Origin of the sequence: Aquabacterium sp. (assembly GCF_016195855.1) — a bacterium.
Taxonomy (GTDB): Bacteria; Pseudomonadota; Gammaproteobacteria; order Burkholderiales; family Burkholderiaceae_C; genus Aquabacterium.
In genome coordinates, this window is sequence record NZ_JACPYU010000014.1 from 137,555 (window position 1) to 148,404 (window position 10,850).

Here is a 10,850-nt window from a genome sequence, read left to right on the forward strand (position 1 = left end):
GTGGGTGTCAGGCGCTGCGCTCGAGTTGGGACCACAAAACATCATCATAGGCCCAAACCAGAGGGGGACTTTGATCCACCACCCCCCGCAAATGGGCCTCGAAATCACCTCGTGAAATGGGCCTGGCGCCCAGCGAGGCAAGGTGCGTGGTCTGCTGTTGGCAGTCGATCAGTTCGATGCCGTTGGCGCGGCAGAAGCAGACCAGTGCAGCCAGGGCGATCTTGGATGCATCTGTACGCCAGGCGAACATCGATTCACCGTAAAACATGCGCCCGATGCTGACGCCATACAGGCCGCCCACCAATTGCCCATCCATCCAGGTTTCGAAAGAGTGGACTCGGCCAAGGCTGTGCCATTGGCCGTAAACCGCCTGCATGTCCGGCAGGATCCAGGTGCCGCTTTGCCCATCGCGCGGTGTGTCGGCGCAGGCGGCGGCCACTCGCTCGAAGGCCGAGTCGATACGCACTTCGCAACCCGGTGTCCGCAGGAATTTGTTCAGCGCCTTGCGAAACGAGCGGTGCACCTTGAACTCGTTGACGGGCAGCACCATGCGCGGGTCGGTGGTCCACCACAGCACGGGCTGCCCCTGGCTGAACCAGGGAAAGATGCCGCGCCGGTAGGCCGCTTCCAGGCGTTGGGGTGTGAGGTCGGCGCCAGCCGCCAGCAGGCCGGGCGCATCCGTTTCCGGACCCAGCGCCAGCGTGGTGTCGGGGAAGGGGGTGTCGGGTTCCAGCCAGGGGATCATGGCGCAATGATAAGAAGCCGACGGGTGGAAATCAGATGGCCAGAAAAAAAGCCCGATGGCGAACCATCGGGCTTGAAAGGTACCTTAGAAAAGGTTCAGGAGGTACCGAGGAGACAACCTTTCAGGGAGTGTCGCTTGTCCAGAGCGACGTCTCTCAGATGCGGTTGCTGGGCCAAAGTTCAAGCTGATCTGGTTCACAACGCTGCAAAGTTTTGTGAACCCGCTCGAACCGAGCCCTGGCAAAGTGTGCTCAGGCAGCCTTGCGCGACGACTTGGTCGAAGCGGCTTGCGTGGCCTTCACGGCGGTGTTGGTGATGGCCTGGAAGTTGGCTTCGGCAACGTCAGCGGCTTGCTTGGCGGCCTTTTGCACGCTGTCGAAAGCGTTGTTGGCAGCGGCCACAGCCGACTTGACCAGCACGACGGCGTTTTCAGTGCCGGCAGGTGCGTTCTTCACGGCGTTGTCCACCACGGACACAAACTTCTTCTGGGCTTCGGCCATTTGCGACTCAGCCAGCTTGCTCACTTCGGCGCTGGTGGTCGAAGCGATGTCGTACAGGTGACGGCTGTAAGCGGCGGCCTTTTCAGCGGAAGGTTGCAGCAGGCTGGCTTGCAGAGCCAACAGTTCTTGAGCATCCTTCACAGCCAGCACAGCCTTGGTGTGCTCAGCGGCCTCATCCAGCGTAGCCTTGGCGACTTGCAGGTTCAGCTCCAACACCTTTTCAACGCCTTCGAAAGCCTTTTGGCCCAGATCGAACAGGGTTGCGAGGTTAGCTTTCTGGGTGGCCAGCAGTTGTTCAGCGGTCAGCATGAGAGGATCTCCGTACGTGTTGATGGGTTGTATTGCAGTTGGCTTTGGCCTTGAATGCCTTTGTTGCGCTGCAACATGATGCTTAGTATAGGCATCCGGAAATTCTTTGCAAGTACTTTTTTGTGCGGTGCAGCAAAGTCGTCGCGCGAATGTCAAAAAGTTGACTTTCGGCCTGTCGGTGCTTCTGGCCGCCCAAGGGGCGCCGGCATCGCCTACACTTGCCGTCGCCCAAATTACCTAACTTGTGATCAATCCATCATGAGCCTGCTCAACGTTCCTGCCGGCGCCAAGGCGCCTGACGTGTTCAACGTCATCATCGAAATCCCCGCCAACGCCGATCCGATCAAGTACGAGATCGATCACGAAACCGGCGCGGTGTTTGTCGACCGTTTCATGGGTACTGCCATGCACTACCCCTGCAACTACGGCTACGTGCCCCAGACCATTGCAGCCGACGGCGACCCCGTTGACGTGCTGGTGGTCACGCCGTTCCCTCTGCAGCCTGGCGTGGTCATCCCTTGCCGCCCGCTGGGCATCCTGAAAATGGAAGACGAAGCCGGCGGCGACTCCAAGCTCGTGGCCGTGCCCACCGAGAAGATCTGCGCCATGTACAAGGACATCCAGAAGCTGGAAGACCTGCCTGTGCTGCTCGTGTCGCAGATCAAGCACTTCTTCGAGCACTACAAGGATCTGGAGCCCGGCAAGTGGGTGAAGGTCACCGGCTGGGATGGCATTGATGCCGCCAAGGCCGAAGTGACCACTGGCCTGGCAGCGTTCGCCAAGCAGCATTGATCCGAATGGACCGGGCAGGGCGCCTTGCAAGGTGCCTTGCTCGCGAAAAAAAGCCGCCTGCGTGAGCAGGGCGGCTTTTGCTTTTTGGGCGTTAGTTTTCGACGCTTGATCCCGCTGATCAGGCAACGCGCTTGATCACCTTTTCCAGCGTGGAGATGATCTGGTCGATCTGGCTGTCGCTGATGATCAGTGGGGGCGAAATGGCAATGTTGTCGCCAGCCGCACGCAGCAGCACGCCTTCTTCCCAGCAGCCCAGGAAGACCTCGAAGGCCCGGCGGCCGGGTGCCGCACCAGCCCTTGGTGCGAACTCGATGGCGCCCACCAGGCCGGTGTTGCGGATGTCTGCCACATTGGGCAGGCCCTTGAGGCTGTGCACCGCAGCTTCCATCTTGGCGTGCATCTGCTGGCCACGGGTGAGCAAGCCTTCCTCGTCGTAGGTGTCCAATGTGGCCAGGGCTGCGGCGCAGGCCATGGGGTGGCCCGAGTAGGTGTAGCCGTGCGGCAGTTCAATGCCGGCAGGGGCCTGCATGAAGGTGTCGTGGATGCTCTGCTTGACGAACACCGCGCCCATGGGGATGGTGCCGTTGGTGATGCCCTTGGCGGCCGTGATCATGTCTGGCGTCACACCATAGTGCTGGGCCGCAAACGGTGAGCCCAGGCGGCCAAAGCCGGTGATGACTTCGTCAAAGATCAGCAAGATGCCGTGCTTGTCGCAGATGTCCCGCAGGCGTTGCAGATAGCCTTTGGGTGGCAGCAATACACCGGTGGAGCCCGCCATGGGCTCCACGATCACGGCCGCAATGGTGGAGGCGTCATGTAGCGCCACCAGGCGCTCCAGATCGTCCGCCAGCTCGGCGCCATGTTCTGGCTGGCCTTTGGTGAAGGCGTTACGCGCCAGGTCGTGGGTATGGCGCATGTGGTCCACGCCGGACAGGCTGCTGCCGAACATCTTGCGGTTCGGGCCCATGCCGCCCAGGGCTGTGCCGGCAAAGTTGACGCCGTGGTAGCCACGCTCGCGCCCGATCAGGCGGGTGCGGTGCGATTCGCCGCGCAGCCGGTGGTAGGCCAGGGCGATCTTCAGCGCGCTTTCAACCGATTCAGAGCCCGAGTTGGTGAAGAACACGCGGTTCAGGCCAGCCGGGGTGTACCTGGTCAGGCGATCGGCCAGCTCGAAGGCCAGAGGGTGGCCCATCTGGAAGGGCGGGGCGAAGTCCATCTCGGCGGCCTGGCGGGCAATCGCTTCCACGATGCGGGGGCGCGAGTGGCCGGCGTTGACGCACCAAAGGCCTGCTGTCCCGTCCAGGATCTGGCGGCCTTCAGGCGTCCAGTAATGCATGTCCTTGGCCTTGGACAGCAGGCGAGGGGCCTGCTTGAAGTCCCGGTTGGCGGTGAAGGGCATCCAGAAGGCGTCGAGATTCAGATCCATGTTCTTCTCCTTGTCACGGTTCATTGGCTTTATGTTTGTACGCTTTGAGGCGTCTTGCTGCTCACTTTGCGCGCAAAAAATGACAAAACGACTCCGGGCTAGCCCTTGCGCAATGGGGCGCGATCCGGCCTTTCCGGGGCCCCGGAGGGGCTTGTTGTCTTTTCACGTCAAACTTTTTGGCATGAACTCACCCCGCGTATGAAGGGATGGGTCTTATATAAGACATAAGTCTTTGCCAAGTTGCCCAAAGCAACGTAGAATCGCGGGTTTTCAAGTACTCCCCTACCAACCCCCGGAGATCTCGTCATGACGAAACTCACCCGCGAACAGCAAATCGCCGCCCTGGAAAAAGACTGGGCCGAAAACCCCCGTTGGAAGCTTGTCAAGCGCGGCTACTCCGCTGCTGACGTCGTGCGCCTGCGCGGCAGCCTGCAGCCCGAGTACACGCTGGCCAAGAACGGCGCTGAGAAGCTGTGGGCCAAGGTCAACGGCGAAGCCAAGAAGGGCTACGTGAACGCTTTCGGCGCGATCACTGCTGGTCAAGCCATGCAGCAAGCCAAGGCTGGTCTGGAAGCCGTGTACCTGTCGGGCTGGCAAGTCGCCGCTGACGGCAACACCTCCGAAACCATGTACCCCGACCAGTCGCTGTACGCATACGACTCCGTCCCCACGATGGTTCGTCGTATCAACAACACGTTCAAGCGTGCTGACGAAATCCAATGGTCGCGTGGCATCAACCCCGGCGACGAAGGCTTCGTGGACTACTTCCTGCCCATCGTCGCTGACGCTGAAGCTGGTTTCGGTGGCGTTCTGAACGCTTTCGAACTGATGAAGAACATGATCGCTTCGGGCGCTGCCGGCGTTCACTTCGAAGACCAGCTGGCTGCTGTGAAGAAGTGCGGTCACATGGGTGGCAAGGTGCTGGTTCCTACCCGCGAAGCCATCGAAAAGCTGATCGCTGCTCGTTTCGCTGCTGACGTGATGGGCGTGCCCACCATCGTTCTGGCTCGTACCGATGCTGAAGCTGCCAACCTGCTGACCAGCGACTACGACGAAAACGACAAGCCCTTCCTGACCGGCGAACGCACTCAAGAAGGCTTCTACCGCGTGAAGAACGGCCTGGAGCAATCCATCAGCCGTGGCGTTGCTTACGCTCCTTACGCTGACCTGGTCTGGTGTGAAACCGGCGTGCCTGACATCGGCTTCGCTCGTGAATTCGCTCAAGCCGTGCACGCCGCTTGCCCTGGCAAGCTGCTGTCGTACAACTGCTCGCCTTCCTTCAACTGGAAGAAGAACCTGGACGACAAGCAGATCGCTTCCTTCCAGGAAGACCTGTCGGCTCTGGGCTACAAGTACCAGTTCATCACGCTGGCTGGTATCCACATCAACTGGTTCAACACGTTCCAGTTCGCTCACTCCTACGCTCGCGGCGAAGGCATGAAGCACTACACCAACATGGTGCAAGAGCCCGAATTCGCAGCCCGCGAAAAGGGTTACACCTTCGTGTCCCACCAGCAAGAAGTGGGCGCTGGCTACTTCGACGACGTGACCACCGTGATCCAAGGTGGCTCGTCTTCCGTGAAGGCCCTGACCGGCTCGACCGAAGAAGAACAGTTCCACTGATCGCTGCAGGCCGCAAGGCCTGTTGGCTCAGTACTGCGAAACGGCGCCTTTGGGCGCCGTTTTTTTTTGTTATCGGGGTTGTGGGCGTTTCTAGAATGAACTGATATTCATCTTGGGAGTTCTCATGGCTGATCAATTCTGGGTGGGGCGTGTGGCTGCGGTGGCCTTGTCGGCTTGCCTGATGCCTGTCGTCGGGCATGCGCAAACCATGTACCGCTGCGGTGCCACCTATCAGGATCGGCCCTGCAATGGGGTGGACAGCAAGCCGGTTGGCAGCCACGTCCGGCAGGCTGCTGGGCAAAGTGTGGGGGCTGCATCGATCGATCCCGTCTGTGAGGCGCGTGGTACGGCTGCTCAGAAATTGATGTGGGAGAAGGAGTCAGGCCGCACACTGAGCGAGCAACTGGCCAAGCCTGGGGCAGATGCCAATCTGGCTCGCAATGTGTATGGGCGCCGAGGCTCTTCGCTGGATGTGCGGCGCGCGATCGAGGCGGATTGCGTCAAGGAAATGGATCAAGCCAACGAGGCGGCTGCTTTGCTGAAGGCGGCAAGTAAGGTGCAGCAGCCGGGTGTCGCTGCGGCAGGTGGTGGCAATCAGGCGTTGGCGCCTTCGGGTGGCGTCGGCGTGGCATCAGCGGGTGCGCAGCCGTCGGCCGATGAGCTTGCGTCCAGGAAGGCAGCAGCCAAGGCAGCCGCTTGCGCTGCCGTGACAACTGAATTGAATGAATTGACCCAGGCGCAGCGTACCGGTGGTGATGCGGCACACATGGATGTGCTGGCCGCACGCGTGCGGGATGCCCAGTCGCGTAAAAGGGCCGCTGCTTGTTGAGTGGGCGGTGGCGCGTGGAATGCTGGCTACAATGCGCAATCGGCACTCGCTTGCGTGAGCGCCACCTGTCAAGAAATTTGGTAAGAATCGGGAAAGGCATTGACGGTTATGACACCGCGAACGACGACCACCACTTTCACCTCGACCGAGGTCTAGTCGGCTGGCCGCTGCTTTCGCCCATGTAACTGTTTTTGCACTGACACCAGAAAGCGCGGCAATCACCGCGCTTTTTTGTTGCCTGTTTGCCCCTTGGTGGCAGGCGCCCCCACATAGACAAGCTGAGAGAGCATCATGATTTCGATTCAATTGCCCGATGGTTCCAGGCGTGAGTTTCCCGGGCCTGTGACGGTCGCCGAAGTGGCGGCGTCGATTGGTGCCGGTCTGGCCAAGGCTGCACTGGCTGGCCGCGTAGGGCAGGGTGACGCGGCCCGTCTGGTGGACACCAGCCACCGCATCGAAGCCGATACCCAGCTGGCCATCATCACCGAGAAGGATGCCGATGGCCTGGATGTCATTCGCCACTCGACGGCGCACTTGCTGGCCTATGCCGTCAAGGAGTTGTTCCCTGATGCGCAGGTGACGATCGGCCCGACCATCGAAGACGGCTTCTATTACGACTTCGCCTACAAGCGCCCCTTCACGCCCGAAGACCTCGAAGCCATCGAGAAGAAGATGGGCGAGCTGGCCAAGAAGGACGAGAAGGTCGAGCGCCGCGTGTTGCCTCGCGACGAGGCCGTTGCTTACTTCAAGAGCCTGGGCGAGCACTACAAGGCCGAGATCATCGAAAGCATTCCGGCAGACCAGGATGTGTCGCTCTACAGCGAGGGTGCGTTCACGGACCTGTGTCGTGGCCCGCACGTGCCCAGCACCGGCAAGCTCAAGCACTTCAAGCTGATGAAGGTGGCGGGCGCCTACTGGCGTGGTGACCATCGCAACGAGCAGTTGCAACGCGTCTATGGCACGGCCTGGACCACCAAGGATGATCTGCAGCTTTACCTCACGCGCCTGGAAGAGGCCGAGAAGCGCGACCACCGCAAGCTGGGCCGTGAACTGGATCTGTTCCACATCGACGACCATGCACCCGGCGTCGTGTTCTGGCACCCCAAGGGCTGGACGGTGTGGCAGGCGGTTGAGCAGTACATGCGCCAGGTCTACCGTGACAACGGCTACCAGGAGGTCAAGGGCCCGCAGATCATCGACAAGACGCTGTGGGAAAAGACCGGCCACTGGGACAAGTACCGCGACCACATGTTCACCACCGAATCGGAAAAGCGTGACTACGCGCTCAAGCCGATGAACTGCCCTGGCCACATCCTGATCTTCAACCAGGGCATCAAGAGCTACCGCGATCTGCCGGTCCGCTACGGTGAGTTCGGTCAGTGCCACCGCAATGAGCCCTCGGGTGGCCTGCACGGCATCATGCGCGTGCGTGGCTTCACGCAAGACGACGGCCACGTCTTCTGTACCGAAGACCAGATCCTGCCCGAGTGCGTGGACTTCACCGCCTTGCTGCAGAAGGTCTACAAGGACTTTGGCTTCACCGACATCATCTACAAGGTGGCCACCCGCCCTGCGGCGCGCATCGGTTCCGACGAGGTGTGGGACAAGGCCGAGAACGCGCTGATGGAAAGCCTGCGCGCCACCAACAGCGAGTTCACCATCGCCCCGGGTGATGGCGCCTTCTACGGCCCCAAGATCGAGTACACGCTCAAGGACGCACTGGGCCGTCACTGGCAGTGCGGCACCATCCAGGTGGACTTTTCCATGCCGCAGCGGTTGAATGCCGAGTACGTGGCCGACACCAGCGAGCGCAAGCACCCCGTGATGCTGCACCGCGCGATCCTGGGTTCGCTGGAGCGTTTCATCGGGATTTTGATCGAGCAGCACGCCGGTTCTCTGCCGGTCTGGCTGTCGCCCGTGCAGGCGGTGGTGCTCAATATCACCGACGCCCAAGCTGATTACGCTCAAGAAATCGCCAAATCACTGCAGAAACAAGGACTTAGGGTCCAGTTGGATTTGCGAAACGAAAAAATCACGTATAAAATCCGCGAGCATTCGTTGCAGAAGGTGCCGTACTTCATCGTTGTCGGTGACAAGGAGAAGGCTGATGGCACCGTCGCCGTGCGCGCCCGGGGCAACCAGAACCTCGGTGTGATGTCACTCGATGACTTCTCCCAGAAGATCTCACAAGACATCGCCAGCAAGGCCTGAGGCGGGAGCGTGCTTTTTCCTGGTCGTTAAGGGATCAAGCATGCGCCGCCAGGTTTGTCTGGGCGTGAATCAAGGTTAACCGGTGCGGGTTGAGCGAAACAGCCCGTTGCCAAAAGGAATTCGACATCGCTAACTTCTTTGACCGCCGTACGCGCAATGACGAGCGCAAGCACCGGCTGAATCGTGAAATCATGGCTCCCGAAGTCCGTCTGAACGGCGTGGAGAACGAGCCCCTTGGTATCGTCAGCATCCAGGAAGCCCTGCGCCTTGCCGGCGAAGCCGACGTGGATCTGGTGGAGGTTGCGGCCACGGCTGATCCTCCTGTTTGCCGCCTGATGGACTACGGCAAGTTCAAGTACCAGGAGCAGAAGAAGGCTCACGATGCCAAGCTCAAGCAGAAGGTCATCGAAGTCAAGGAAGTTAAATTCCGCCCCGGTACGGATGAAGGTGACTACCAGATCAAGCTGCGCAACCTGCGACGCTTCCTGGAGGACGGCGACAAGGGCAAGGTGACCCTGCGTTTCCGTGGCCGTGAAATCACGCACCAGGAACTGGGTATGCGCCTGCTGGAGCGTGTTCGTGATGACCTGACGGATTGTTCCCTGGTCGAGAACATGCCCAAGCTGGAAGGCCGCCAGATGATCATGGTGCTGGGGCCCAAAAAGAAGAAATAAGCCAAACGGCTGAAATTTCTTCTACAATGCTGGGTTTCGCCCTTCGCTGTAAGGCGTAGGGCGTCAAAAAGACTGATGCGCGGGTGTGAGCCCGGTTGTGTCAGCAACGGGTTGCGGTTTGGTCGCCGCTGCCTGATTCAAAGTGCCTGCAGGCCATCAAGACGCGAAAGTGGTATTCGCGGCGCCTGGCGGGAACAACTTAAAAGGAGCAGAACATGCCCAAAATGAAGACCAAGAGCAGTGCGAAGAAGCGTTTTCGCGTTCGCCCGGGTGGTACCGTCAAGCGCGGTCAAGCCTTCAAGCGTCACATCCTGACCAAGAAGACCACGAAGAACAAGCGTCACCTGCGTGGTGCTGTGAACGTGCATGAGACCAACATGGGCCACATGGCTCAAATGTTGCCTTTCGCCGGCCTGTAAGCACATCGCTTCAGGGCTGCCGAACGTCTCGATTTTTTGGTTTTAGTTTTCACGCCGAAGGAGTAATCCATGCCTCGCGTCAAACGTGGTGTAACAGCCCGCGCTCGTCATAAGAAAGTTCTCGCCCTGGCCAAGGGTTTCCGTGGTCGCCGCAAGAACGTGTTCCGCATCGCCAAGCAAGCCATCATGAAGGCTGGGCAATATGCCTACCGTGACCGCCGTGCCAAGAAGCGTGAGTTCCGCCGTCTGTGGATCGCACGTATCAACGCCGGTAGCCGTGCACTGGGCCTGACCTACAGCAAGTTCATTGCTGGTATCAAGAAGGCTTCGATCGAAATCGATCGCAAGGTGCTGGCTGACATGGCTGTTAACGACCCTGCTGCTTTTGCCAGCATCGTTGAAAAGGCCAAGGCTCAACTGGCTGCTTGATTAAAGAGCAGACAGCAAGATGCTGCGCCGGCTTCACGGCCGGTGAACTAAAGGCCAACATCGTGTTGGCCTTTTTTTTCGACAAAAGATCATGACCGACCCCAACAGCGATCTTCAGGCCCTGGTGCTCGCCGCCCAAGAGGCGTTTGCGGCCACCTCCACCCCCGCCGACCTTGAAAATGCCAAGGCACGTTTCCTGGGCAAGTCCGGCAGCGTGACCGAGTTGCTCAAGGGCATGGGTGCGCTCAGCCCCGAGGAGAAGAAGACCCGCGGTGCGGCCATCAACCAGGCCAAGCAGCAGGTCGAGGCTGCCTTGAATGCGCGCCGCCAGGCTCTGGCCGATGCCGAGCTGGCTGCGCAATTGCATGCCGAGAGCCTGGATGTGACCTTGCCTGGTCGCCGTCGCGGCGAAGGCGGTCTGCACCCGGTGTCGCTCAGCATCGAGCGCATCGAGGGCATTTTCGGTTCGATGGGTTTTGCCGTGGCCGATGGCCCGGAAATCGAAGCCGACTGGTTCAACTTCACCGCACTGAACACGCCGGAAGACCATCCCGCGCGCTCCATGCACGACACCTTCTATGTGGAAGGTGGCTCCGAGACTGCACCCAATCTGCTGCGCACGCACACCAGCCCGATGCAGATCCGCTATGCCGTGCAACACGTCAAGGCGCACCGTGCTCTGGTGGGCGCCAGCGCGGACGGCCTGTACGCCGGCGACATGCCCGAGATTCGCGTGATCGCTCCGGGCCGTACCTACCGCGTCGATAGCGATGCAACCCATTCGCCGATGTTCCATCAGGTAGAAGGATTATGGATCGCGGACAACATCAGTTTTGCGGACCTGAAGGGCGTATACCTGAATTTCGTCAAGGCATTCTTTGAAACCGATGATCT

General features: G+C 60.0%; 11 protein-coding genes. 8 read left to right on the top strand and 3 right to left on the bottom strand.

Annotated features, from left to right (window positions below; translation table 11 throughout):
- Window positions 1–7 precede the first annotated feature (7 nt).
- On the bottom strand, window positions 8–745 hold the full coding sequence (gene aat, locus HY019_RS12320) for a leucyl/phenylalanyl-tRNA--protein transferase (RefSeq protein WP_290692456.1): 738 nt from the start codon (window positions 743–745) through the stop codon (window positions 8–10).
- 250 nt (window positions 746–995) lie between these two features.
- Entirely contained in the window at window positions 996–1,553 is a 558-nt protein-coding gene (gene phaP / locus HY019_RS12325; RefSeq protein ID WP_290692458.1) for a TIGR01841 family phasin, read from the bottom strand.
- 258 nt (window positions 1,554–1,811) lie between these two features.
- Here phaP and ppa point away from each other — a divergent pair, with 258 nt between their 5' ends.
- Window positions 1,812–2,345 carry an inorganic diphosphatase gene (ppa, locus tag HY019_RS12330; RefSeq protein ID WP_035034904.1) on the top strand — a complete coding sequence of 178 codons (534 nt, stop codon included), beginning with the start codon at window positions 1,812–1,814 and terminating at the stop codon, window positions 2,343–2,345.
- Window positions 2,346–2,463: 118 nt separating this feature from the next.
- On the opposite strand, the gene HY019_RS12335 is transcribed toward ppa, so the two are convergent.
- Window positions 2,464–3,771: an aspartate aminotransferase family protein gene (locus HY019_RS12335; protein WP_290692460.1), complete on the bottom strand. Its 1,308-nt coding sequence runs from the start codon at window positions 3,769–3,771 to the stop codon at window positions 2,464–2,466.
- Window positions 3,772–4,077: 306 nt separating this feature from the next.
- Between HY019_RS12335 and aceA the strand changes: the two genes are divergently transcribed.
- The 7 genes from aceA to HY019_RS12370 form a co-directional block, all read left to right on the top strand.
- Window positions 4,078–5,394: an isocitrate lyase gene (aceA, locus tag HY019_RS12340; RefSeq protein ID WP_290692462.1), complete on the top strand. Its 1,317-nt coding sequence runs from the start codon at window positions 4,078–4,080 to the stop codon at window positions 5,392–5,394.
- A 124-nt stretch (window positions 5,395–5,518) separates the two neighbouring features.
- Window positions 5,519–6,223 carry a hypothetical protein gene (locus tag HY019_RS12345; protein WP_290692464.1) on the top strand — a complete coding sequence of 235 codons (705 nt, stop codon included), beginning with the start codon at window positions 5,519–5,521 and terminating at the stop codon, window positions 6,221–6,223.
- Between the two features lie 291 nt (window positions 6,224–6,514).
- Window positions 6,515–8,434: a threonine--tRNA ligase gene (gene thrS / locus HY019_RS12350; RefSeq protein WP_290692466.1), complete on the top strand. Its 1,920-nt coding sequence runs from the start codon at window positions 6,515–6,517 to the stop codon at window positions 8,432–8,434.
- A gap of 125 nt (window positions 8,435–8,559) precedes the next feature.
- Window positions 8,560–9,108: a translation initiation factor IF-3 gene (gene infC, locus HY019_RS12355; RefSeq protein WP_290692494.1), complete on the top strand. Its 549-nt coding sequence runs from the start codon at window positions 8,560–8,562 to the stop codon at window positions 9,106–9,108.
- A 215-nt stretch (window positions 9,109–9,323) separates the two neighbouring features.
- Window positions 9,324–9,527 (top strand): 50S ribosomal protein L35, encoded by a 204-nt coding sequence (gene rpmI, locus HY019_RS12360; RefSeq protein WP_009517525.1) that lies wholly within the window; start codon window positions 9,324–9,326, stop codon window positions 9,525–9,527.
- A gap of 69 nt (window positions 9,528–9,596) precedes the next feature.
- The gene (gene rplT, locus HY019_RS12365; RefSeq protein WP_290692477.1) at window positions 9,597–9,956 is read left to right on the top strand and encodes a 50S ribosomal protein L20; all 360 of its coding nucleotides are present in this window, start codon (window positions 9,597–9,599) and stop codon (window positions 9,954–9,956) included.
- A gap of 91 nt (window positions 9,957–10,047) precedes the next feature.
- The coding region (locus tag HY019_RS12370) for a phenylalanine--tRNA ligase subunit alpha (RefSeq protein WP_290692479.1) at window positions 10,048–10,850 on the top strand (803 nt) is incomplete at its 3' end.

Coding starts and splice junctions, on each gene's coding strand:
- ppa (WP_035034904.1), top strand. CDS start 1,812: ATGAGCCTGCTCAACGTTCCTGCCGGCGCCAAGGCGCCTGACGTGTTC.
- aceA (WP_290692462.1), top strand. CDS start 4,078: ATGACGAAACTCACCCGCGAACAGCAAATCGCCGCCCTGGAAAAAGAC.
- HY019_RS12345 (WP_290692464.1), top strand. CDS start 5,519: ATGGCTGATCAATTCTGGGTGGGGCGTGTGGCTGCGGTGGCCTTGTCG.
- rplT (WP_290692477.1), top strand. CDS start 9,597: ATGCCTCGCGTCAAACGTGGTGTAACAGCCCGCGCTCGTCATAAGAAA.
- thrS (WP_290692466.1), top strand. CDS start 6,515: ATGATTTCGATTCAATTGCCCGATGGTTCCAGGCGTGAGTTTCCCGGG.
- HY019_RS12335 (WP_290692460.1), bottom strand. CDS start 3,771: ATGGATCTGAATCTCGACGCCTTCTGGATGCCCTTCACCGCCAACCGG.
- rpmI (WP_009517525.1), top strand. CDS start 9,324: ATGCCCAAAATGAAGACCAAGAGCAGTGCGAAGAAGCGTTTTCGCGTT.
- phaP (WP_290692458.1), bottom strand. CDS start 1,553: ATGCTGACCGCTGAACAACTGCTGGCCACCCAGAAAGCTAACCTCGCA.
- aat (WP_290692456.1), bottom strand. CDS start 745: ATGATCCCCTGGCTGGAACCCGACACCCCCTTCCCCGACACCACGCTG.